The sequence below is a fragment of the Stenotrophomonas sp. YJH_SMC_122 genome (assembly GCF_059369535.1).
In genome coordinates this window covers 80,357-102,572 of record NZ_JCAFST010000009.1, presented here as the reverse complement: position 1 = coordinate 102,572, position 22,216 = coordinate 80,357, and the positions used below count along the sequence as shown (strand labels likewise).

Below are 22,216 nucleotides of genomic sequence, written 5' to 3'. Positions count from 1 at the left end.
CCGAGCATGGGCTCGGCTCTACAGCAACAAAAAAAGGGCGGGGATTTCCCCGCCCTTTTCATGTCCAGTGCCTGGCGCCGATCAGGTCAGCGCGATCGGCTTGTTCTTGCGCTCGGCAAGGCGCTTTTCCAGGTAGTGGATGTTCTGGCCACCGGCCTGGAAGCCCTTGTCACGCATGATCCGCTGCTGCAGGGCGATGTTGGTCTTGATGCCATCGACCACCATCTCGCTCAGCGCCACCCGCATGCGGGCGATGGCGGTTTCGCGGTCCGGTCCGTGCACGATCAGCTTGCCGATCATCGAGTCGTAGTTGGACGGCACGCGATAGCCACTGTAGATGTGGGTATCCACGCGCACGCCGGGGCCGCCCGGCGGATGGAAGCCGGTGATGGTGCCCGGGCTCGGCACGAAGGTCTCAGCATCTTCGGCGTTGATGCGGCACTCGATGGCATGGCCGGTCAGCACCACGTCGCTCTGCTTGATCGACAGCTTCTGGCCAGCGGCGATCTTCAGCTGCTCGGCCACCAGGTCGATGCCGGTGACCATTTCGGTGACCGGATGTTCCACCTGGATGCGGGTGTTCATTTCGATGAAGTAGAAGCGGCCGTCCTCGTACAGGAACTCGAACGTGCCCGCGCCGCGGTAGCCGATGCGGATGCAGGCTTCGGTGCACACCTTGCCGATCTGCTCACGCTGTTCGGCGGTGATGCCCGGTGCCGGTGCTTCTTCCACCACCTTCTGGTGGCGGCGCTGCATCGAGCAGTCGCGTTCACCGAGGTGGATGGCGTTGCCCTGGCCGTCAGCCAGCACCTGGATCTCCACGTGGCGCGGGTTCTCCAGAAACTTCTCCATGTAGACCTCGCCATTGCCGAACGCGGCCTTGGCCTCGCTCTTGGTGGTTTCGATCGAGGTCTTCAGCGAGGCTTCGGCGTGCACGACGCGCATGCCACGGCCACCGCCACCGCCGGCCGCCTTGATGATGACCGGATAACCGATCTCACGGGCGATCTTGGTGTTGGCGACGATGTCCTCGCCCAGCGGGCCGCCCGAACCGGGCACGCACGGCACGCCGGCGGCCTTCATCGCGCGGATGGCTTCGACCTTGTCACCCATCATGCGGATGGTGTCAGCCTTGGGGCCGATGAAGATGAAGCCCGACTCTTCCACGCGCTCGGCGAAGTCGGCGTTCTCCGACAGGAAGCCGTAGCCCGGGTGGATGGCCTGAGCGTCGGTGACTTCAGCGGCGGCGATCAGTGCCGGGATGTTGAGGTAGCTCTGCGGCGACGGCGCCGGACCGATGCAGACCGACTCGTCGGCCATGGCCACGTGCTTGAGGTTGCGGTCGACCGTGGAATGCACGGCCACCGTGCGGATGCCGAGGGTGTGGCACGCGCGCAGGATGCGCAGCGCGATCTCCCCTCGGTTGGCGATGACGACTTTGTCGAGCATGGCGCGCCCCTCAGCCGATCACGAACAGCGGCTGGTCGAATTCCACCGGCTGGCCGTTCTCGCCGAGGATGGCGACGATGGTGCCGGACGTGTCGGCTTCGATCGGGTTGAACATCTTCATCGCTTCGATGATGGCCAGGGTCTCGCCTTCCTTGACCTGCTGGCCCACGGTGACGAAGGCCGGCTTGTCCGGCGCGGACGAGGCATAGAAGGTGCCGACCATCGGCGAGCGCAGCACATGGCCTTCCGGCAGCGCCGGGCCCGGCTTGGCGGTGCCGCCGGTGGAGGCTTCGGTCGGCGACTGCATCGGCATGGCCTGCGCCGCCGGAGCGGCCGGGGCGGCGTACACCGGGGCAGCGACCGGCGCGGCATAACCAGCGACCGGAGCGCGCGACAGGCGCACCGACTCTTCGCCTTCCTTGATTTCGATTTCAGCCAGGTTCGACTCTTCCAGCAGGTCGATCAGCTTCTTGATTTTGCGCAGATCCATGAGGGCCTCTTTGGTTTCTTCTAGGTGAGGAGAGCGCCGTGAGCGCTCGGGTCGACAATCAGGTGGCGGATACGCGCAGCAGCGCCGCGTCCATCGCGTAGCGGTAGCTGTCGGCACCGAAGCCACACACCACGCCCACCGCCTTGTCGCTGAAGAAGCTGTGCTGGCGGAAGGGTTCGCGGGTATGCGGGTTGGACAGGTGGATCTCGATGAACGGCACCGCCACCGCTGCCAGCGCATCGCGCAGGGCCACCGAGGTGTGGGTGAAGGCGGCGGGGTTGATCAGGATGAAAGCGGTTCCGTCGTTGCGCGCAGCCTGCACGCGGTCGACCAGCACATGCTCGGCATTGGACTGCAGGCTCTCCACGGCGTGCCCGGCAGCCGATGCCTGCGCGGCCAGGGCCTGGTCGATGTCGGCCAGCGTGGTGTGGCCGTACACCTCCGGCTCGCGGGTGCCGAGCAGGTTGAGGTTGGGGCCGTGCAGGACCAGCAGCTTCGCCATGGGATCCGGAAGACGGGAAAGGGCGGCAGTCTGGCGGAACCGTTGGATGCTGTCCAGTTCGGCGAAGTTTGCAGCGTTTCAATCGTATGTTTGAAATGTGCCGGAGGGCTTGTGGCCGTATGGCGGACGCCGGATCAAGGCGCGCTGAACGTCGTGCAGGCGGTGGATGCGGGCACGTAGGCCGACGATCACGCCCGGGCCGCTCATCGGCAGAGCCACACCCTGCGTGGAGGAGGAAGCGTAGGGCGCAGCACGCTGTGCCCTCACCAGGGAGTTGCGTGGCAGCTGATCGCTCAGGTCTCCAACGGTACCGTGGGCACCACGTTCGGGAATACCTCCTCCAACGGCTCCTGTTCCCCCGGTTGCGGCGCCGGCCAGTTGTAGGCGTTCACCGGCTGCGCGCGGTTCACCCACAACGCGTAGTACAGGTGATCGGCGCGACCGTCGCCGGTATTGGGGTGGATCAGGATGGTCAGCCCCAGGCTGTTGAGCTGCAGCCAGGGCACCAGCACTGGCAGCAGGTCGTTGGTGAAGCCGAAGTAGAAGGAGGGCGTGACGTGCGGGCCACGCGGCTCCAGGTTCCAGTTGCCCAGCTCCACCGGGAAGCGCTCGGCGGCCCAGCGCCGCAGCAGGGCTGCCTTCTCGAAGCTGTCCTCGTCGAAATAGATATGTGCGTGGTAGCTCTTGATGTCGGTGTAGGCGCGCGGGGCGGTGGGCAACGTGGCCTCGCCGGGGCGCACGCTGGCCGGGCGCGGGGTCGGTTCGCTGGCGGTGGCCTGACCCCAGGGGCTGCGGCCCTTCGCTGCTGGCGGAACGATGGCGCGGAAGCCGGGTCGCCCGGGTTCGGTGGTGTTCACGGCGCTGCCGACGCGCGCGGCGGCGGCGGTGGAGGCGCTGGCCAGGCCGCCGGCGGCCAGCCCCGCCGAGGCGATCAGGCGGCGCCGTGCGGGCGAGAGCAGGTCGGCCCAGTGGGCGTCATCGTCGCCTGCGTCGATGAGGGGCTGCGGGTCCGGGTGCATGAGGGGCTCCGTGAAGGCATTGTGTGGGCAGGCAACCACGCTCGGGCAGGGTCGCCAGTGGCGTCCAATAAGCAGCCGGCATCACTTCATGCACGGCTGCCTTCGTCGCCTTGAGCGCGACCGAACGGCGGGCTAGGGTGCAGGTCTGCCGCCCCGGAGCCCGCCATGGCCTCGCCTGATGCCGACACCCTGCGCAAGCGCGCCAGCTTCCGCCAGCTGCATGCAGCAGGATGCTTCGTGCTGCCCAACCCGTGGGACGCCGGCAGTGCGCGCTATCTGCAACGGCAGGGGTTCCAGGCCCTGGCCACGACCAGTGCCGGCTGCGCCTGGAGTGAGGGGCGGCCGGACGGCGCGGTATCGCTGCAGGCCACGCTGGAGCACCTGCGACTGATGGCGGCGGCGACCCCGTTGCCATTGAATGCCGACTTCGGTGATGGCTTCGGCGCTACGCCACAGGCGGTGGAGGAGGCGGTGGCCGCGGCGCTCGATACCGGCATTGCGGCGTTGTCGATCGAGGACGCCAGCGGCCTGGCCGATGCACCACTGAGGCCCATCGACCAGGCGGTCGAGCGGTTGCGCGCGGCACGTGCGGCCATCGACCGCGCGGGCGGCGACGTGCTGCTGGTCGGGCGAGCGGAGAATTTCTTCGTGGGCGTACCGGATATGCAGGACACCCTGCGGCGCCTGCGTGCCTACGCCGAGGCCGGTGCCGATGTGCTGTACGCACCGGGCATCAGTACGCACGAGCAGATCAGTGCGGTGGTCGCCGCTGCGGGCTCGAAGCCAGTGAACCTGCTGGTCGGTGGACCCACAGCACTGAGCCTGCAGGACATCGCCGCACTTGGCGTTCGCCGGGTCAGCCTGGGCGGTGCGCTGGCGCGTGCCGCGTGGGGTGGACTGATGCAGGCGACCCAGCCGATCGTGCAGGACGGACGCTTCGATGGCCTGCAGCAGGCGGCGTCCGGGGCTGCCCTGAATGCGTTGTTCCATTAGACCCGCGCCCTGCATGGCGGGAAGGGCCGGCAACTACAACGCCTCGATCTCCCGCTTGGGCAGGATCACGCCGGGTTCCAGCGCTGGCAGCAGTTGGCGAAGCAGGCGTGGATTGTCCTGCAGCCCCGTGCCGTCCAGATACGTCCACCCGGAACCGCCAATGCGGCGCACGGCCACCATGAACGTGGTGCTGCGCATCGGGGTTTCACGCACCCGTACCAGGGATTGGCGTGGCACGAAGCAGACTTCTTCCTCCCCGGCCGCATAGGTCCGGGTCGGCACACCGACGTCTTCGCTGATGACCACCACGCCGGTGCTGTGCTGCGTCTTCAACGCATCGCGGGTGATCGCCTGGAAGGCCTCATCGCCGCCGGCCAGCCGCTTGAGGCTGGGATGCGTGCGCTCGATGAGGAAGTCCGCATCGCCGCGGGCGTAGGCAGTCATCAGGGCGCGCACATCTTCGCGCAGGGCCTTCGCGTCACTGGGACTGAGGTCACCCGCGAAGGCGGATGGCAGCGACAGCAGCAGCGTCAGTATCGTCAGGGGCAGGCGTCGATCCATGTCCGGGTGTCCCACAGGGCATCGCTGCACTATACGTTGGACGCGAAAACAGCGTCCCACCGGTGGCGCTGCTTTCCCCGGAATCGCTACTTACTATCGGTAAGTATTGATTCCTGGAGATCCCCATGCACAGCCTCATTGTCATCGCCCACCCTGAGCCCGGTTCGCTGACCCACGCGATGGCGCGTCGCATCGGTGATGCCATTGCCGCGGCCGACGCCGGCAACACCGTGGCCTATGCCGACCTGATGGCCGAAGGCTTCGATCCGCGCTTCAACCCGCGGGACCAGGCGTTGTTCCGCAGCACCGGCGCGGTACCCGCCGATGTCGCCGCCGAACACGCGCGGCTGGATGCCACCGATACGCTGGTGCTGGTGTTCCCGTTGTACTGGTGGTCGTTCCCGGCACTGCTGAAAGGCTGGATCGACCGTGTGTTCACCAACGACTGGGCCTACGCACAGGATGCGCAGGGCAGGCTGGTGAAGAAGCTGCAGCGCCTGAATGTGCATCTGGTCGGCTTGGGCGGCGCCGATGCAGCCATGGTCGAACGTCGTGGCTACGACGCGGCGATGAGGACGCAGATCGACATGGGCATCTTCGACTATTGCGGCGCACGCGTGCTGTCGTCCGACCTGCTGTTGGACGCCGATACCGGTGCCGCTGAAGCGCACCTGCAGACCGCGCTGGCGATCGGCCGTAAAATCGGTGTTCCGATGCGCTGATCGCCGTGCTCCGCCGATGCCCGCCAACGCCACCCCCACGCGCCGCCGAATGACCCGGGAGCAACGCACCCGCCAGTTGCTGGATGTGGCCTGGGCACTGGTCCGCGGAGAAGGTACCGGCGCGTTGACGCTGGGGCGGCTGGCCGAGGCGGCGGGCGTGACCAAGCCTGTGGCCTACGATCACTTCGTGACCCGCAATGGCTTGCTGGCGGCACTCTACGATGACTATGACGGACGCCAGACCGTGGTCTTCCACGAGCGCATCGGCCGCGCCCGGGCGCAACTGGTCGATCGGGCGGCGGCCATCGCCTCCGGCTACATCGACTGCGTCCTCAGCCAGGGCAGTGAAGTGCAAGGCATCCTCGCCGCGCTGGTGGGGGCGCCGGAACTGTATGAGGTGCGGCGGCGCTACCAGCAGGATTTCATCGACAACTGCCAGGTCTGGCTGGGCCCGTTCGCCGCCGACGGCACGGTGTCGCTGGCGGGGCGCTGGGCCATCCTCGGTGCGGCTGAAGCCCTTTCAGAGGGCGTGGCTGCCGGCGCGCTGGACAGGGCCGGTGCCGTGGCCGAGCTGCAGCGGCTGATCGTGGCGACGGTCAAGCGGCGCTGAGCCGCACGAGCGGTCAGCCGCCGGCCAGGGCGGCGAATCCCGCGGCCAGCTGGTCGCGCACCAGTGCGTCGCGCGCGTCGCGGCTTGCAGAGCCCAGTACCACGGTGATCAGGCGTACCGGCTGGTCCCGCCCGGGCACTGCCCGGCACGCGGTGGCGGCCAGGCAGAAGCCTGCGGCCTGGGTGTAGCCGGTCTTCAAGCCGTCCACGCCGTCTTCGCCGAGCAGGGCGTTCTGGTTGCTGCGGTTGAAGCTGCCATGGGCGAACGCGCGCTGCGCGGTGATCGCCAGGATCTGCGGATGATCGTTCAGCAGGCGGGCGGCCAGCGCCGCCATGTCGCGCGCGCTGGAGACGTGGTGCGGTGTGGTGATGCCGGACACGCTGGCAAACCAGGTGCTGCGCAGCCCGAGCTGGCGTGCGTGCCGGTTCATGCGCTCCAGGAATGCCGCCTGCGATCCGTCCAGGTGGCGCGCGATCGCCAATGCAGCGTCATTGCCGGAAACCACCATCAACCCTTCCAGCAGGCGTGCCAGGGTGATTGTCTCGCCGGGCACCAGGCCCATGCGCGTTTCATCATCGGCCACGGCATGCACATCGTCGGCGGCGATGGTGACCGGGTCGTCCCACGTGCGTCCGTTCTCTTCGACGCACGCATAGGCGGCGTAGGCGGTCATCAGCTTGGTCAGCGATGCCGGTTGCCGCGCGGTTTCAGCGTTGTGCTGGTGGATCACCGCGGAGGTCGCCGCTTCCAGGGTGATGGACGAAATCGGTAGGGGGGCGGGCGCAGCAGACGGCATGGCGGGCGGAGATGGCAGCGACAGTCAGCAAGAATAGTTGGTGCCGGCTGCACGAAGCCGCACTGCCGGAGCGCTGCAGCGCGCACGGTAGCGCCCGGTTGCGCCCGGGCTGAGGTGGAGGCAGCCTGCGCACATGCAATCGGATATCCGCATCGACGGTCGTGTCTTCACCTACGTCTTCCCTTGTGCGTGGGAGGACTACGCGAAGATCGGCTTCTCACGTGATCCGCTCGGACGCATCAGCGCATTGCACCGGCGCTGGTTCGAGTTCTTCGACCTCGATGCCGGTGCGCTGGTGGAAGCAGAGAGCGAGCGCGATGCACGTGATCTGGAGCTGCAGCTGCGTTCGCCGTTCAAGGCGCACCGCGCACCGGCACCGATGACGGTCCAGGACAAGGCCGGAGGCCACACCGAGTGGGTACGTGGCGCCAACCAGGCGTTGTCGCTCGCGGTTGATGCGTTGGGCGAACAGGGCTATCGCTGTTACCCGCTGAAGGCATGGCTGCAGGCTGCGCTGCGCCTGCGCATGGACCGGCTGCACGACTGGGCTGTGGTGCAGCTTCCGGAAGAGGAAGGCCTGCGGATTCCAGGTGGCCCCGGTGAGGGCGTGCTGCGTGACACCCTCGACGGTTGCCGGACACTGGATATCGATCCAATGCCATGGCTGCCTGAACACGTCCAACGCTGGTACACAGGTTGAGCCGCGTTCAACGGGTCCCCGGCTGCTGAACCGGCGTGGCCGGTCGCGCCGCGCACGCAGGGGAGGTGGTGGACGGGCTGGCCAGCTGGCGTGCCAGCTCGGCGTTGGCCACATGGCCGTGCAGGAACAACAGGCTGCCGAAGATGTTCATGAGCGTGCCTCCACTTGAGTGGATTGCACGATACGGGCAGCATGGGCGCGCAAAAAGCGACATTTCCGCAAGCATGCCTTGAGAGGAATTCAAGCCTGATGTCCCGTCCACCCCTTCATGCCCTGCAGGGTTTCGTGGCCGCCGCGCGGCTGGGCAACCTGTCACGGGCAGCGGCGTCGATGAACCTGACCGTCAGTGCGCTCAGCCATCAGATGCGCCAGTTGGAAGAGCGGCTCGGGCAGCCACTGCTGGTCCGCCAACCGCGTGGCGTCGCCCTCACCCTGGAGGGGCAGCGCCTGCTCGACCAGGTCGGCCCGCATCTGGATGCGATCAACGAAGCCTTCCAGCCCTATGCGGCCCGCGCCGAGCACGTGCTGACGATCAGTGCGGTGCCGTCGATGGCGTCGGCATGGCTGGTGCCGCGCCTGGGTCATTTCGTGGCCGAGCACCCACAGATCGAGATCAACCTGCAGTCGAGCGAGCGCCTGATTGATTTCGAGCGGCAGCGCCAGTTCGACGCCGCGCTGCGGCTGGGCAGCGGGCAGTGGCCGGGCCTGGTGGTTGAGCCGCTGTTCGACGAGTGGCTGCTGCCGATGGCCAGCCCGGCGCTGATCGAACGCATGGGAGGGATCGACCGGGTGCCACTGAACCAGTGGCCGCTGCTGGGGGACCCCGATGGTGCGTGGGGTGCCTGGTTCGCGTTGAGCGGGCAGACCCCGCCGTCGCGCTTCGTAGCGGTGCTGGATGATTCGGAGGCACACCACCGTGCGGCGCTGGACGGGGTGGGCGTGGCGCTTGGGCGGGTGACGCGGGCGCGCTTGTTGCTGGATTCCGGGCAACTGGTGGCGCTGTCCAACCTGCGCCTGAAAACCGCCTGGCCGCATTGGCTGGTCTACCCGCAGCGATCGGCCCGCCATCGCGGCTTTCTCGCCTTCCGCGACTGGCTGCACGCGCAGGCGGCCGAGCACGTCCGGCACATGGCGGACGCTACACTCATCGCACCAGCGTGACCGTCTGCCCGCCACGCGCGAACGCCTCCTCCAGCAGCGAGCCGGACTTGATCGCCTCCACTTCCTCGAACAGCGCCTGCAGCGCGTCGGCGGGGCGCGACGCCGGCGCCGCCACCGCCTGCTGGATCGCGGTGAAACGGTCGGCAAGCACGCGGTGGCCGGGATGCGCCCGCGCCCATGCCTGCAGCGGCTGGCGCACGCCGGCGGCGGCATCCAGGCGCTGCAGGTCGAACAGGGTGATGGCCGCCGCCGACGTCTCAGCCCGCTCGATCATCGCGTGGCGCAGTTCACGGCTGAGAAACAGGTCGTAGGCTGCACCGCGGCCCACCGCGATGCGCAGCCCCTCGCGGTCGAGGTCGTTCACCTGCTGCGCAGGGCTATCGTCGCGCACCAGATAGGTGCCTTCGATCTCCACGTACGGAGCACTGAAGGCGATGCGGTCGGCGCGTGCCGGATCGATGGCCAGGAAGGCCAGATCCCAGCCGTCTTCGCCTCCCGCAGCGACCACCGAGGCCGCGGCATCGTGACAGGTGAAGCGTGCCTGCACACCCAGGCGCTGCGCCAATGTCGTGGCCAGCTCCACTGACGGTCCGCGCGGTGAGTGCGCATCGCCGTGCGCCAGCACCGGGTTGCCCAGGTTGATCGCCACGCGCAAGAAACCATGCGGTGCCAGCGTACGTCGATGGTCGGCCAGGGACATGCAGGACTCCGCGAGGAAAGGGGCACCCAGCATGCCAGCGCTGCCCTGCAAGGGGGTGTCAGTATCCGGTTATCCTGCGCGCATGAATCCGATCCTGCACGTCGAGATACCGGTCCGTGATCTGGCCCGGGCCATCGCGTTCTACCAGCAATGGCTGCAGGTGGCGGTGGGCCAACCCATCGTGCTGCACGACTGCCGGATGGCCTATCTGCCGTTTTCCGATCCGGCCGCCGGTGCCAGTGTGGCGCTGGTGCACGGCGCGGACTACCGGCCCTCCGAGCAGGGTGCGCGCATCTACATCGGCGTCGATGACCTGGAGGTAAGCCTGGAGCGTGCACTGCGCGCGGGAGCTGCGTTGCGCTTCGGACCGGCCGACGCGGGCGACTGGCGCGTGGCCGAGATCTGCGACAGTGAAGGCAACCGGATTGCGTTGCAGGCGCGCGCGGTTGCGTAGAGCCGCGCCCATGCTCGGCTGCTGTTGACCCAGCAGCCCAAGCTCAGCCGAGCATGGGCTCGGCGCTACAAGGTTGCGGCGCGTGAGCGCTGCAGCCAGTCATTGATCGCCGGGTCAAGCCGCGGGTCTTCGGGCAACTGCATGCCGAAGCGTTGCTGCAGTACCTCGCGCACGTCGGCAACATCGTGCAGCGGACGCTTGTCCGGTACCTGGCCGGGGCGGTACTCGGTGTAGTTGCCGCTGCCGATGGTGCGTCGCCAGTCCGGCCCGGTCAGCGACGCGCGCAGTTGGCCAGGGAAGCTGGAGTCGGGATGGGTGCACACGTACCAGTTGCCCACCACGTTGTCGATCGGTGCGGGCACGTGCAGGTCGAAACGGTACATCGATCGCCAGCCGTCGCCGGATTCGGCGGACAGCACGAAATCCCCGTCAACGGCCAGGCGCTGCAGCAGGTACCGCTCGTGTGGCGTGGCCTGCGGCTGCGGATCATCCAGGCGCAGCGGTATGGTCGGGGTCAGGCTGCCGAAACCTGCATCCACCAGCCAGTCATCGCCCTCCACCTGCACGCGCAGCAGCAGATGGGTACGTGCGGTCAGTTCGCCGTCCTGGGCGGCCAGCAGCACGCGGGCGCTCAACGGCTGCGCATCGAAGCCCAACGCCTGCAGCAGCGCCAGCAGGCCGCCATTGAGTTCGAAGCAGTACCCGCCACGGCGCTCGTCCAGCAGCTTGCGCTGCACGCTGTCCAGGTCGATCGGCACCGCATCGCGCAGCAGGCAGCTGAGGGTCTCGAACGGCAGCACTGCGTTGTGGCGCTGCTGCAGCAGGGTCAGGCCGGCCAGGGTCAGCGGTGGCGGTGCATCCAGCTGCAGGCGCTGCAGGTAGCGGGGGACATCGAGGGTGGTCATGGAGGCACCGGAACGGGGAGGGGCGTCCACTGTGCTCCCCCAACCGGGGTTGAGGTCAAGGGCGATGGTCGTGTCACGCCAGCGTCGCCTGCACCCGGTACAAAGGCCGCGTCCGCCAGTCATCGCTGGGCCAGGACGACGAAAGCTCTAAAGTTGCCTTGAATCCGGCCGATACAGGTGCGTCCTTCTGCCTGGAGTCTGTCATGTCGGCCGTTGTCCTCCACCTCCGGTCCCTGCGCACGCGGCTTGCGGCGCTGCGCCCGGCGTCCTCCGGCCTGCTGCCGTGGCTGCAACCGCATCGGCTGAGCGTAGCCAACAAGCTCAAGGCGACCTTGTGGGTCTGTGGCTTGGGACTGGTCGCAATCGCCGCCGTCTATGCCTGGACCGGGCATGCCAACACGCAGGCTGCGCGCAGCCAGGCCAGCTACCAGCGCGGCAGTGATCTGGCCGCGCGCCTGGCCACGCGGGTGGCCGAAGCGCGCCGCCTGCAGATCCAGTATGCACGCAGTTTCGACGATGCCGATCGCGACCAGCTGCTGGCCGTGCAGGAAGCGCTGCAGAGCGACCTGCAGGTGCTGCGCGCGATGCCGATGGATGCCGGCCGGCGCAAGGCCCTGCAAGCGCTGACCGAAGCTGCAGGCGCGTTCTCGCAGGGTGTGGCCGCCCTGTTCGAACGGGTCGACGAGATGGGCCGTGGTGAGGCCGGCCTCGCCGCGCAGCTGCAACAGGCTGCAGACACGCTGCAGGGGCAGGTGGATGCGCAGCAGCGGGATGCGCTGGCGTTGTCCCTGCAGAAGATGCGTCGGCAGGAGGCGCTGCTGCTGCTCGACGGTGACTCCACCCACGCCGACCGCGCCAGCGAAGAAAAGCTGCCGTTCGATCTCGCGCTGGCGGGCCTGCCCGCGGATGCGCAGGACACCCTGCGCACCGGAATGGAGGCGTATCAGGCCGCGTTGCTTGGGTATACCGCTGCCCGTGTCGGCCTGGATGTGGAAGCGCAGTCGCTGCTGGATGCCGCTGCGGGTGTAGCGCCTGCGCTGGCCGCATTCCAGCAGGCACAGGTCGCGGCACTGGCCCGTGCCCAGGCCCGCCAGCAGGCTGGTGCGCGCACCATGAGCGTGCTGTTTGCATTGACCGTGCTGCTGGTCGCCGGTGTGCTGATCACCAGCCTCGTGCTGGTGCTGCGTGCAGTGCGCCAGCCGATCCATGACACCCTGCGCTTCGCCAGCGACATCGCTGACGACCGCCTGGACACCACCCTGCGCGTCTACAACGCCAACGACGAGATCGGCCAGCTGGCCCAGCGCCTGGTCGACATGCAGCAGCGCCTGCGCGCGCGTATCGAGACCGAGCGTGCCGTGGCGCGCGGCAACACCCGGGTGCGCCAGGCATTGGACAGTGCGCAGACCGGTTTGATGGTGATCGATGCAGAAGGCCTGGTGGCGTATGCCAATCCGGCTCTGCTGGAGCAGCTGGACCTCCGGGACCAGGATCTGGTGGGCAGCGACGCGGTACGCCTGCATCCGGCGTTGGCCAGCCTGACCGGCGTGCGCCAGCGCGAAGAGCGCGAGATCGGCCATGCCGGCACGCGCTACCAGCTGATTGCCAACCCCGTCATCGACGAAGGGCAATTCCTCGGCGTAGCGGTGGAATGGCGTAGTCGTGCGTTGGAGACCCTGCTGGAAACCGAGGTCGCTGCCCTGGTCGATGCTGCAGCACACGGCGACCTGCACGGTCGCATCACGCTGGACGGCAAGCAGGGCTTCGTGCGCACGTTGTCGACCAGCATCAACCGCCTGCTGGCGACGTTTGAAACCAACCTCGGCGACCTGCAGGCATTGCTGGCCGCGCTGGCCCGTGGTGACCTCAGCGTGCGCATGGAGGGGGAGCTGCAGGGCGTGTTCGCGCGCATGCGCGATGATGCCAACGCGACGGTCGCGCAGCTGGGCCGCATCGTCACCCGCATCCAGCACGCCACCTCCCGTCTCGATAGTGGCGTTGGCGAGATCGTTGCCGGTCATCAAGATCTGTCACAGCGCACCGAGCAGCAGGCCGCCAACCTGGAAGAGACCGCCGCTTCCATGCACGAACTGACCGATACGGTCGGTCGCAATGCTGATGCCGCAGGCCGTGCCGACGCGCTGGTCAAGGGTGCGGCTGCGGTGGCGCAGCGCGGTGGCGAGGCCGTCGGCCAGGTGGTGGCGACCATGCAGCGCATCAGCGAGGCGTCGCGGCGGATCGGCGACATTACCCAGCTGATCGACGGCATCGCCTTCCAGACCAACATCCTCGCGCTGAATGCTGCGGTGGAAGCGGCGCGTGCCGGTGAGCAGGGCCGCAGTTTCGCCGTGGTGGCCGCGGAAGTGCGCCTGCTTGCACAACGCAGCGCAGAGGCGGCCAAGCAGATCAAGGGCCTGATCGAGGATTCGGTGGCGCGTGTGGGACAGGGCAACCAGCAGGCCGAACAGGCCGGCACCACGATGGGCGAGATCGTCGGCAGCGTGCAGCAGCTGGCCGACCTGCTGGCGGGTATCCGCAGTGCGTCGCAGGACCAGCATGCCGGCATCGCACAGGTGAACCAGACCATCGTGCAGATGGAAGCCAGCACCCAACGCAACGCCAGCCTGGTGGAAGAGGCCGGTGCCTCCACGGCGCAGATGCAGGTCCAGGTGCGTGCCCTGGCTGAAGCGGTGGGCGCGTTCCGGTTGCAATCGACACCTCAGTCGCGCGCGGCGGCCTAGTCAGCCGAGCGTGGGCTCGGCGCTGCATCGGCTGCAGGAACACTGTAGAGCCGAGCCCATGCTCGGCTCACACCAGCGTTCGGCGGCAGGAATCAATACACGTCGCGGCGGTAGCGCCCGTTCTCCAGCAGCGTTTCCACCGCTTCATCACCCAGCGCGGTTCGCAGCACCTGGTCCACGCCTTCGGCCATGCCCTGCAACGACCCACAGACATGGATCACCGCACCGCGCTGCATCCAGTCGCGCAGCGTTCCGGTGGCCGCCTGCAGGCGATCCTGCACATAACCGCCGTCACCATCGCGCGAGAACGCCAGGTCCACCCGCGCGAGATGGCCATCGGCCTGCCACGCTTCGATCTCGTCGGCGAACAGGAAATCGTGCGCACGCTGGCGTTCACCGAACAACAGCCAGTGCCCGTGCTCGCCTGCCCGGGCGGCTTCGCGCAACAGGCTGCGCAGCCCGGCGATGCCGGTGCCGTTGCCGATCAGCACCATCGGCGCGCCAATGACGCGATGGAAACCGGGGTTGCGATGCACGCGGGCGACGATGCCGGCATCGATCGGCGCATGCAACGACAGCCAGCCCGAGCCCAACCCGGCGCGACCGGCGGTGTCATGCACCAGCCGCACCACCAGCTCCACCACGCCATCATCCGTGCAGGAGGCGATCGAATACTCGCGGCTGGGCAGCAGCGGCAGCCCGGCCAGCCACAGGCAGGCATCCTGCACCGCCAGCGCAGCATCGGCCTCGGGCAGCTCGCGTTCACTGGCCAGCGCCAGCAGCGTGCGCGGATGGCCATCGACCAGCAGTGGCTGCAGCGGATCCAGCCCATGCGCCTTCAACACGGCACCGGCATGCTGCGCATTGTGGCGGGGCGCGATGTGCAGGATGTCACCCGCCTGCCACTGCACGTCGGCCGGTGCGGCAAGACGGATACGCCAGATGGCTCCGCCGACGCTGCCCGGGTTGAGGCGGTCGCGGCCGAGCAGGCGCCACGCATGCATCTGCGTAGCCGCAGGCAGCACGCTGTCATCGGTGACGATGCCGGTGAGCGTACCCAGCTGCTGCTGCCACTGGCGCAGTGCCGGCACCGAAGCGGCGTCGACATCGACACGCTCGAACAGCGGGCGCGCGCCGTTGCCGATCAGCCAGCCATCGAACTGGCGGCCGAAGCCGCAGTAATGCGGGTACTGGCGGTCGCCCAGCGCGAGCAGGCCGAACTGCAGGCGCGAAAGGTCCAGCGCTTGTGCCAGCAACTGCCGCGCTGCGCGCCGGGCGGCGTCGGGCGGCTCGCCGTCGCCGAAGGTGCTCAGCACGAACAGCGCGCTCGATGCACGCAGCAGGAGCGCGGCATCGATACGCGCCAGCGGCAGCACCTGCACCGCATGGCCGGCCGCCTGCAGCTGTGCCGCCGCGCGCCACGCCAGCTGTTCGCCCAGTCCGCTCTGGCTGGCATGCACCACCAGCCACGCTGCGTTGCCGGCATCGCCGGCCGGCATCGGCAGCGCCTGGCGCAGCCCTCGCGCCGCACGCTGGCTGCGGCGGCGGTCCAGGTACAGCATCCAGCCGGTGATGAAGAACAGGCTCATGCCCAGGCTGCTGAGCATCACCACCACGCGCCCGGGCACACCGAAGTAGCTGCCCGAATGCAGCGCGAACACACTGGTGGCCAACTGTCCGCCCGCGCCCTGGCGTGCGTACGGACGAGCATCCAGAACGGCACCGCTGGCCGGATCGAGCTGCAGCAGGTCATGCGCACGATCGTGGTGGCCGCCGCGCTGCGACGGATCACCGGCCATCACCCGAACATTCAGTGCCTGCCCGGGCTTCTCCGGCAGGCGTAGGTCAATGAAGCCGGCGCGCACGCCCGGCAGCGCGTACAGCGTGGCTTCAATGCGGTGCAGTTCCAGCGACGCATCGGTGGCAACCTGGTGCTTGGCCGCCGGTGGGACGCCCAGCAGCGTGCTGGCCGCGCTGCGATACCAGTCGAACGACCACCACAGGCCGGTCAGCGCACTCATCAGGTAGATCAGCAGCACCCAGGTGCCGACGACCGAGTGCAGGCTCCACAGGAAGCCGCGCCCGCTGCGTTTCCACTCCACTGCCAGCCAGCTGCGCCAGTGCCACCAGCGTCGTGGCCAGCGCAGGTAGAGCCCGGACAGCGTGAAGAACAGCAGGGCGATGGCACAGCTGCCGGTGATCCACTTGCCGCGTTCGCCCGCGGCAAGGTGGCGATGCAGGTCCTCGACGAAGTCGAAGAACGCCTGGCCGCGCAGGGCGCTGAAGCGCTCACCGCTGTACGGGTCGAAGTACACCCAGTGTTCCCTGCCCCCGGCAAAGCGCGCGACCGACGGCCGCTGTCCGGTGGCATCGATACGCAGGCGTTGCAGGGGGCGTTCGCTGCCGGCCTGCAGCAGCGGCACCAGCTCACTGAGTGCAAGGGGAGGCTGTCCGTCGGCATGGTGCTCGGCGATCTCGGCGAAGCCGGGATTGGCGGCGCGCAGCAGTTCGTCCTCGAAGGACAGCGTGGCGCCACTGAGGCCCATCACGGCCAGGACGGCACCTGCGGTGATGCCCAGCAGCCAGTGCAGTTGGAACAGGACGTTCTTGAACATCGAAGAAGGAGGCCCGGGAGGCTGCCGCCCGCATCCTGCGCAACAGCAAATGAGAATTAGTCGCGGAATTCTCCGTGGCGCTTCGTCCGCGGTCAAGCAGGGGGTATCGACCGGGCGTCGCCCGGCACCCGCGGTAGTGCCGGCCGCTGGCCGGCAACCTTAGAAGCAACAGCCGAAGCAACAGCGGGTTTCCTGTGAGGAGGCGGGGTGGGTCCGGTTGCGGGGGACGGCGCAAGTACGTCCCTGTAGCCTTGGTCACGGCATCCATGCCGCGGACACCCCCTCAACCGGACCCACCCCGCCTTCGACAGTTTCCTGCGATCTGTCGGAACGGCGTTCTGCTTTGGTGGGTGCCGACCGTTGGTCGGCACGGGGTCTGATTCCGTTCTGAATATCGATATCTGACAGATGTGTCGACCAAGGTCGACACCTACCAACAGCCGCGAACTGTCAGAGGTGGGGCGGTGTCGGAGTGCGGGGTGTCAGCCGCATGGATGCGGCTGCCAAGCTTACAGCGACGTACTTGCAGCGTCCCCGCACTCCGACACCGCCCCGGCAACCCACGGAATGCCCGCTTTGGCTTTGGCTGTTGCCGTTGCATTGAGCAGGGTGCAGGGCTGCAAGCCCTGCAAAAAACACCCTCACTTCGCCCAGCCGTCGATCTCGCCGTGGGCAAACGGCCCCAGCTTCGCCTTCACCAGCCGTCCCTGTGCATCGAACAACACGCTGTAGGGCAGCAGCCCCTGCGTATTGCCCAGCTGTACGCTGGCATCGCGTGGCCCTGGCGTCTCGACCACGATCGGATAATCCACCGGTATCCGCTGCAGGAATCCGCGCACACCGTCCGCGGTGTCCAATGCCAGGCCCAGTACCTGCACGCCGTTGTCGCCCTGGGTGGCGGCGAAGCGCGCCAGTTCGGGCATCTCTTCCACGCAGGGCGCGCACCAGCTGGCCCAGACATTGATCAACAGTGGGCGACCGGCAGCGTGCTGGCGCAGGTCCAAGGGCCGGCCTTCAAGATCGGGCAGCGACAACGCGGGCAGGCTGTCGCCGACCTGCAGGGCGGGTGCCGCCGCCACAACAGACGCTCCTGGCATGGCCTCACGCGCAGTCGGCGCCGGTGCCAATCGATGCCCGGCCCACAGGCCGAGGCCGGCGGCCAGCACCGCTGTCCACAGCAGCGCTGGCCGTTGCCACTTCATCGTGCGGTGCGCAGCAGCGCTTCCTCGACCACCGCCTGGGTCAGCAGGGTCGGCAGCACGGTCGGCGGCGCGCCGGGGCCGTACACCACGTACAGCGGTACGCCCACCGCCTTGTGCTCTTCCAGGAACGTGGTGATCTGCGGGTCGACGTTGGTGTAGTCACCGCGCATGTACACCGCATTGGTGCGCTTGAGCAGTTCCTTGAACTCCAGCCGTGACAGCACCGCACGTTCGTTGGCCTTGCAGCTCACGCACCAGTCGGCGGTCATGTTGACGAACACCACGCGGTTGTCGGCGCGCAGGCGGTCCAGCAGCTGCGGCGAATACTCGACCACGTTGTCGCTGGCGGCCTGTGCGGCCCTCGCCGGCGGTGCCAGCTGGGTCACGCCCCAGGCCGGAACCAGCGCACCGATCGCCAGCAGCACGCCGAGCAGGGTCACCGCACGCGAGCCGGTCCAGCGGTTGCGTTCAAACAGCCACAGGCCGAACGCGAACAGCAGCAGGCCACCCAGCACCAGCGCCATGCCGTCCACGCCGCGCTGCTTGCCCAGCACCCACAGCAGCCACAGCGCAGTGGCGTACATCGGGAAGGCCAGCACGTGCTTGAGCGTTTCCATCCACGGGCCGGGCTTGGGCAGGCGGCGGGCCAGCGCTGGCACGAAGCCGATCAGCAGGAACGGCAGCGCCAGGCCCAGGCCGAGGAACAGGAACACGGTCATCGCCTTCAGCGGCGGGGCAATGAAGGCGTAGGCGATCGCACCGCCCATGAACGGGCCGACGCAGGCACTGCCGACCACGCAGGCCAGCGCACCGGTGAAGAAGTCACCGGCCGGGCCGCTGCGGCTGGCCAGCGACTGGCCAAGGTTGCCGATGCCGCCGCCGAGGGTGAACACGCCGGACAGGCTCAGGCCCACCGCGAACATGATGTAGGCCAGTGCCGCCACCACGCCCGGGTGCTGCAGCTGGAAGCCGATGCCGACGGCGTTGCCGATCGCACGCAGGCCCACCATCAGCGCGCCGATCCCCGCGAAGGCGACCAGCACGCCCAGCGTGTACCAGAGGGCATGACTGCGCGCCCGCTCGGGGCTCTCGCCACTCTGCGCCAGGCTCAGCACCTTCAGCGACAGGATCGGCAGCACGCAGGGCATCAGGTTCAGTACCAGGCCACCGGCCAGCGCCAGCAGCAGCACCCAGACGAACGAACGGTCCGGGTTCGGGGTGGTCGCCGGCGGACGCGTGCGCAGCGCATTGTCACCACGCGCGTCGGTGGCGAACTCGTTGCCTGCGCCCTGGCCGCCCGTGGCGGCGGGAGTGGCGTTGCCGTCGTTGGGTACGGTCGGCAGCAGGCGCAGCGGTAGGCCACTGGCGGATTCACGCGGCGCACCGGCAGCGCGCAGCGCATTGACGGGTTCCTCGTGCACTGGCGCCTGGCCGGTGCCGGCGTTGAGCTTGCCGGCCGGAATCGACAGCTTCACCCGACGGGTCATCGGCGGGTAGCAGATACCATCGGTCTGGCAGCCCTGGAAGGTCACCACCAGGGTGCTGTCGACCGCATCAGTGACGGTGCGGCGCAGCGGCAGCGGCACTTCCACCTGGTTGAAGTACACCGAGACATCGCCGAAGTGCTCGTCGCGATGCGACTGCGCGGCCGGCCAGCGCGGCTTGTCGGCGAGCACGCCGGCGCTGCCTTCCAGCTTCAGCGAAGTGCGGTCGCGGTACAGGTAGTAGCCGGGTGCCGGGCTGAAGCGCAGCAGCAGGGTGTTGCCGTCGCTGGCGATGGCATCGAAGCCGAACGCCTGTTCCGACGGCAGCGGCAGCGCCTGGCTGTTGTTGGCCGCGCCCGGCAGGCGCAGGCCACCGCTGTTGCCGGCACCGGCCAGCGGGTTGTTGAACGGGCTGGCCGCACCGCTGCGCGCGGGAGGCGCAGTGGACGCCACAGCCCCGCCGGGCAGCGTGACCTGCACCACGCGCTTCTGCGGCGGGTAGCAGACGCCGGCATCGGCGCAGCCCTGGTAGCGTACTTCCAGGCTGATGGTGCCGGCGGCGTCCGTCGGCGTGCCGGGCAGGGTGGCCTGCAGGCGCTCCCGATAGGTTTCGACTTCGCCGAAGAAATCATCGTGGTGCCTGTCACCCTTGGGCATCTGCAGCGCGCCGGCATTGAAGGCCGGATCCGCCTTGACGCTGGTGCGGTGGCGATACAGGTAGTAGCCCGGTGCGATCTTGAACTGCAGTTGCACCTGGCCCCGTTCGGGGGCGATGGCGGTCAGCGCGAACGCCTGGTCCACCGGCAGCAGGTCCTTCTCATCCAGGGCCAAGGCGGGCAGCGAGAGCCACAACAGGGCGCACAAGGCGGCGCCACGCGCAAACAGAGTCTTCAATCAGTGTCCTCCCGGGTCTGTGCCCGGATCCAGTCCAGATACGCCGGCAGGCCGGCCCGGGTTTCGACCGCGATGCACTCCGGGAGTTCATACGGATGCAGTTCGACGATCCGGGCGATTGCATCATCGACGCGGCTCGCGGTGGTCTTTACCAGCAACTGCAGCTCGGCATCGGTGGTCACCTCGCCCTGCCAGCGGTAGGTGGACTGCGCGCCATCGAGGCGGGTCACGCACGCGGCCAGGCGCTCGCCGACCAGCGCGTGCGCGATGCGCTCGGCACTGGCCCGGTCCGGGCAGGTGGTCAACAGCAGCAGGACGGGATCGACGGTCGGCATGACCGTCGAGTATAGGGCCGCCGCCGGGTCAGGGCCCGGCGGCGGCAGTAGACCGCAGCGTTGCGCGGTCAGTTGGCCAGCTGGCAGGTGGCTGGCTTGGCCGAGGTGAACAGGGCCGGGGTCGCCCACTCGGGGTGGTCGATGAACGGGTTGCGATTGCCCTGGAAGCTGTAGACCACGTCATTGCGGGCACGCTCGGCATCATCCGGCGGATCGGACAGGTGCCAGTCGATCAGCGTCGACAGCAGGCCCATGTAGGCCGGCGAACTGCTGGTCTTGACGATCTTGCTGCGGTCGTCGGTCAGCTCCAGGTCCGGCTCGGACTGACCGGTGGCCGCATCCTTGCCGCCCTCATAGCGGATCGCCATGTACATCACCGCACGCGCCATGTCGCCCTTGCGCTTGCCCCACACCTCGAAGGTGCCGGTGTTGCCGTCCGGCGTGCGCACCCAGTTGGAGTTGCCCGGATAGCCGCCGCTGCCGCCGCCCTGGCCGTTGTTGGCTTCGGTGGCACGCTCGCCGCAGCTGGCATCGCACTTGCCGAACGGCTTGTTGCCACGGTCGGCGTTCCACTGCGCGTCGGTCAGGTACAGCATGTGGGTGTCGGTGTACGGCGCGTAGGGCAGGCCCTTGTCACCGGTGGTGGTGGCAAAGCCCAGCGAGTTCGGCCAGGTGTGCTCGCGGTTGTAGGTCAGGCCGCTGCCGGTGCCCGCACGATCACTGACCTTGGCGTAGCTGCGGTTGCGGTAGGCATCGAGGATGCGGTTCGGGTTGTTCGGATCCTCGTCGGCGATTTCCAGGATGGTCCAGGTGCTGGTGCCCGAGCCGCTGTACGGGTAGGCGGTATGGCCCTTGATGGTGGCGTGCAGCGAGCAGCGCAGCTGGCTGGGGCTGCTGGTGTTGACCCTGGAGTAGTAGCCGGCCGGCACGCCCGGGTTGCCCGGGTCCGGATTGCCGCCGGTGCTGGCCACGGTGAAGGCGATGCGGCTGTCGGCGGCCGGATGCGCGCCCTGCAGGTCGGTGATGCGCGCGGCGCGGATGTCGAAGCGGCAGGCTTCACCAGCCACCAGCGCGGTATTGGTGGACAGCTTCACGCTGCGGCCGCTGGCCGGGAAGGTCAGCGGCACGGTGCCGGAGGTGCCGCAGCTCAGGGCGAAGGCGCCACTGGCCAGGTTCACCGTCTCGCTGAACACCACTTCCAGGTCGGCGGCAGCGGGGAAGGTGCTGCTGCCCTGCGCCGGGGTGGTGGTGGAGACTGACGGCGGCGTGTTCGGGCCTGGCGTGCCACCGCCGCTGAAGGTCTGGCCGTTGTTGCAGCTGCCGAAGGTCTGGCCGGCCGAATCGGCCCAGGTGAAGTGGGTGTACTGGCTGCCGCTGCCGGTCAGCTGCAGTGACGTACCCGGCCCCGTGCTGTTGCTTTCGGCCACCGGGATGTTCTGGCTGGTCATGCCGGCGGCAGGGCCACCGGAGGCGGTGATGGCGCCCTCGTAGCTGAGGAACTGGACCACCTTGCCGCTGGCATCGACCAGGGCGATGCCGTCGTTCGGACCATTCTGGATGCCGTTGGTCGGATAGTTGACCACGGCGATGGTGGCGCTGCCGCAGCCGGCGGCGGTGCCGGCCGGGACCGGATTGTTGGCATAGACGGTGGCGGCCGACGGATTGCTGCCGTTGTAGAGGTACAGGCGGTAGCCGGACAGGTCCTCACCGGCAGTGGCTACGACCTCGATCGCTTCGCCGACGTCACCGGCGGCGGTGCTGTCGTCGTAGTGCAGTTCATTGATGAAGACCTCGGCCTGGACCGGCGCAGTGGCCAGCGCCAGCAGGCAGGCGGCGGCAAGCGGGGACAGCAATCGCATCGACGACTCCTTGTGATTGGGAAT

The 22,216-nt window shown here is 68.2% G+C and carries 21 protein-coding genes; 7 read left to right on the top strand and 14 right to left on the bottom strand.

The annotated features are described in order from the left end of the window. Positions 1-81: 81 nt before the first annotated feature. From accC to AC5P66_RS13420, 4 genes are all read right to left on the bottom strand, one after another. Positions 82-1,449: an acetyl-CoA carboxylase biotin carboxylase subunit gene (accC, locus tag AC5P66_RS13435; RefSeq protein WP_049412937.1), complete on the bottom strand. Its 1,368-nt coding sequence runs from the start codon at positions 1,447-1,449 to the stop codon at positions 82-84. A 10-nt stretch (positions 1,450-1,459) separates the two neighbouring features. Beyond that, entirely contained in the window at positions 1,460-1,939 is a 480-nt protein-coding gene (gene accB, locus AC5P66_RS13430; protein ID WP_019660824.1) for an acetyl-CoA carboxylase biotin carboxyl carrier protein, read from the bottom strand. Positions 1,940-1,997: 58 nt separating this feature from the next. Beyond that, positions 1,998-2,441 (bottom strand): type II 3-dehydroquinate dehydratase, encoded by a 444-nt coding sequence (gene aroQ, locus AC5P66_RS13425; RefSeq protein ID WP_005419695.1) that lies wholly within the window; start codon positions 2,439-2,441, stop codon positions 1,998-2,000. Positions 2,442-2,734: 293 nt separating this feature from the next. Further along, positions 2,735-3,460, bottom strand: coding sequence for a DOPA 4,5-dioxygenase family protein (locus AC5P66_RS13420; RefSeq protein WP_049412940.1), 726 nt, complete (start codon positions 3,458-3,460; stop codon positions 2,735-2,737). Positions 3,461-3,625: 165 nt separating this feature from the next. Here AC5P66_RS13420 and AC5P66_RS13415 point away from each other — a divergent pair, with 165 nt between their 5' ends. After that, positions 3,626-4,453 carry an isocitrate lyase/PEP mutase family protein gene (locus AC5P66_RS13415; protein WP_099494874.1) on the top strand — a complete coding sequence of 276 codons (828 nt, stop codon included), beginning with the start codon at positions 3,626-3,628 and terminating at the stop codon, positions 4,451-4,453. Between the two features lie 33 nt (positions 4,454-4,486). Here AC5P66_RS13415 and AC5P66_RS13410 read toward each other — a convergent pair whose 3' ends face one another. Then, positions 4,487-5,014, bottom strand: coding sequence for a hypothetical protein (locus tag AC5P66_RS13410; RefSeq protein ID WP_049412944.1), 528 nt, complete (start codon positions 5,012-5,014; stop codon positions 4,487-4,489). Positions 5,015-5,139: 125 nt separating this feature from the next. Between AC5P66_RS13410 and AC5P66_RS13405 the strand changes: the two genes are divergently transcribed. Further along, on the top strand, positions 5,140-5,736 hold the full coding sequence (locus AC5P66_RS13405; RefSeq protein ID WP_049412945.1) for an NAD(P)H-dependent oxidoreductase: 597 nt from the start codon (positions 5,140-5,142) through the stop codon (positions 5,734-5,736). Positions 5,737-5,752: 16 nt separating this feature from the next. Further along, complete coding sequence (locus AC5P66_RS13400; RefSeq protein ID WP_049440925.1) at positions 5,753-6,346, top strand: TetR/AcrR family transcriptional regulator; 594 nt, start codon at positions 5,753-5,755, stop codon at positions 6,344-6,346. 13 nt (positions 6,347-6,359) lie between these two features. Here AC5P66_RS13400 and AC5P66_RS13395 read toward each other — a convergent pair whose 3' ends face one another. Further along, the gene (locus AC5P66_RS13395; RefSeq protein WP_099494875.1) at positions 6,360-7,142 is read right to left on the bottom strand and encodes a D-alanyl-D-alanine carboxypeptidase family protein; all 783 of its coding nucleotides are present in this window, start codon (positions 7,140-7,142) and stop codon (positions 6,360-6,362) included. A 133-nt stretch (positions 7,143-7,275) separates the two neighbouring features. Between AC5P66_RS13395 and AC5P66_RS13390 the strand changes: the two genes are divergently transcribed. Further along, entirely contained in the window at positions 7,276-7,842 is a 567-nt protein-coding gene (locus AC5P66_RS13390; protein WP_099494876.1) for a GIY-YIG nuclease family protein, read from the top strand. Between the two features lie 7 nt (positions 7,843-7,849). Here AC5P66_RS13390 and AC5P66_RS13385 read toward each other — a convergent pair whose 3' ends face one another. Beyond that, on the bottom strand, positions 7,850-7,993 hold the full coding sequence (locus AC5P66_RS13385) for a hypothetical protein (RefSeq protein WP_199161074.1): 144 nt from the start codon (positions 7,991-7,993) through the stop codon (positions 7,850-7,852). A gap of 98 nt (positions 7,994-8,091) precedes the next feature. Between AC5P66_RS13385 and AC5P66_RS13380 the strand changes: the two genes are divergently transcribed. Next, entirely contained in the window at positions 8,092-9,003 is a 912-nt protein-coding gene (locus tag AC5P66_RS13380; RefSeq protein ID WP_032954576.1) for a LysR substrate-binding domain-containing protein, read from the top strand. Here AC5P66_RS13380 and AC5P66_RS13375 read toward each other — a convergent pair. Next, entirely contained in the window at positions 8,987-9,703 is a 717-nt protein-coding gene (locus AC5P66_RS13375) for an ABC transporter substrate-binding protein (RefSeq protein ID WP_099494877.1), read from the bottom strand. The genes AC5P66_RS13380 and AC5P66_RS13375 overlap by 17 nt on opposite strands. Before the next feature lie 82 nt (positions 9,704-9,785). On the opposite strand from AC5P66_RS13375, the gene AC5P66_RS13370 reads away from it, so the two are divergent. Further along, the gene (locus AC5P66_RS13370) at positions 9,786-10,157 is read left to right on the top strand and encodes a VOC family protein (RefSeq protein ID WP_099494878.1); all 372 of its coding nucleotides are present in this window, start codon (positions 9,786-9,788) and stop codon (positions 10,155-10,157) included. 65 nt (positions 10,158-10,222) lie between these two features. Here the strand turns inward: AC5P66_RS13370 and AC5P66_RS13365 are convergent, their stop codons facing one another. Beyond that, positions 10,223-11,062 (bottom strand): arylamine N-acetyltransferase family protein, encoded by an 840-nt coding sequence (locus AC5P66_RS13365; protein ID WP_134709471.1) that lies wholly within the window; start codon positions 11,060-11,062, stop codon positions 10,223-10,225. A gap of 203 nt (positions 11,063-11,265) precedes the next feature. Between AC5P66_RS13365 and AC5P66_RS13360 the strand changes: the two genes are divergently transcribed. Further along, positions 11,266-13,803, top strand: a complete 2,538-nt coding sequence (locus tag AC5P66_RS13360; protein ID WP_495216423.1) for a methyl-accepting chemotaxis protein — start codon at positions 11,266-11,268, stop codon at positions 13,801-13,803. A gap of 92 nt (positions 13,804-13,895) precedes the next feature. On the opposite strand, the gene AC5P66_RS13355 is transcribed toward AC5P66_RS13360, so the two are convergent. The 5 genes from AC5P66_RS13355 to AC5P66_RS13335 form a co-directional block, all read right to left on the bottom strand. Further along, on the bottom strand, positions 13,896-16,418 hold the full coding sequence (locus AC5P66_RS13355; RefSeq protein WP_495216422.1) for a PepSY domain-containing protein: 2,523 nt from the start codon (positions 16,416-16,418) through the stop codon (positions 13,896-13,898). Between the two features lie 641 nt (positions 16,419-17,059). Next, positions 17,060-17,620 (bottom strand): TlpA family protein disulfide reductase, encoded by a 561-nt coding sequence (locus AC5P66_RS13350; protein ID WP_049411820.1) that lies wholly within the window; start codon positions 17,618-17,620, stop codon positions 17,060-17,062. After that, a complete protein-coding gene (locus tag AC5P66_RS13345; RefSeq protein WP_495216421.1) occupies positions 17,617-19,998 on the bottom strand; it encodes a protein-disulfide reductase DsbD family protein in 2,382 nt (793 codons plus the stop codon). The genes AC5P66_RS13350 and AC5P66_RS13345 overlap by 4 nt, the downstream gene beginning before the upstream one ends. Then, the gene (cutA, locus tag AC5P66_RS13340; RefSeq protein ID WP_005419675.1) at positions 19,995-20,333 is read right to left on the bottom strand and encodes a divalent-cation tolerance protein CutA; all 339 of its coding nucleotides are present in this window, start codon (positions 20,331-20,333) and stop codon (positions 19,995-19,997) included. The genes AC5P66_RS13345 and cutA overlap by 4 nt, the downstream gene beginning before the upstream one ends. Positions 20,334-20,401: 68 nt before the next feature. Beyond that, positions 20,402-22,192 (bottom strand): endonuclease, encoded by a 1,791-nt coding sequence (locus AC5P66_RS13335; protein WP_049411829.1) that lies wholly within the window; start codon positions 22,190-22,192, stop codon positions 20,402-20,404. Positions 22,193-22,216: the final 24 nt, after the last annotated feature.